General features: G+C 53.0%; 1 protein-coding gene. It reads right to left on the reverse strand.

Annotated features, from left to right (window positions below):
* Positions 1 to 101: 101 nt before the first annotated feature.
* Positions 102 to 608: universal stress protein (locus I2H74_RS24635; protein WP_229106652.1), on the reverse strand; the 507-nt coding region annotated here is incomplete at its 5' end.

A 608-nucleotide genomic window follows, 5' to 3' on the forward strand; every position in this document is an offset into this window, starting at 1 on the left:
TGTGGTAACTCCCATTTTACACGAAACTCACATGGGCCTTTTTATTTTCTAGCTGACGCACTTCATATTACAATCCGTCATTTAATAGCTAATATTTATAATTATTTCATTTTCATGCATCTCACATGCGGATCAAAGCGGGACACAACAAGAACATCCATATGTCTTGCTTCCCGTAGCATCGTCTTGATGATTGTGCCGCGTCGAATCCGCTCCCAGATCGAGCACTTCGACTGTCCGATCACAAGCTGTGTCGCCTCCGCCTCATTCGCTTTCAAGATAAGCTGCTCGGCAACATGCCGATTGGGCTCAAGCGGGACCTGCTCGAAGCGCCCTCCAAGCCGAACCGTCAGGCTCTCAAGCGCCGCGAGCTTCTTCTGATGCTCCGAAGCCCTTGCAGAATCGCGCGAGGAAGGCTCCTGCACATGCAGCACGATCCATTCTGCCTTCAAGCGATGAGCGATACGGAAGCCCCGGCGAATCAACCGTTCCGCCTGCTCGCTCGCGTTCACACAGACAAAGATCACTTCCTTTCTCCGCCACGGCCCGCGAAGGGATGATTGCCGCTCCCAAGCCTCAAGCCGCTCATCCACATCGTCTGCAAGCTC

It is taken from the genome of Paenibacillus sp. 1001270B_150601_E10 (genome assembly GCF_015558675.1).
Classification (GTDB): domain Bacteria; phylum Bacillota; class Bacilli; order Paenibacillales; family Paenibacillaceae; genus Paenibacillus_B.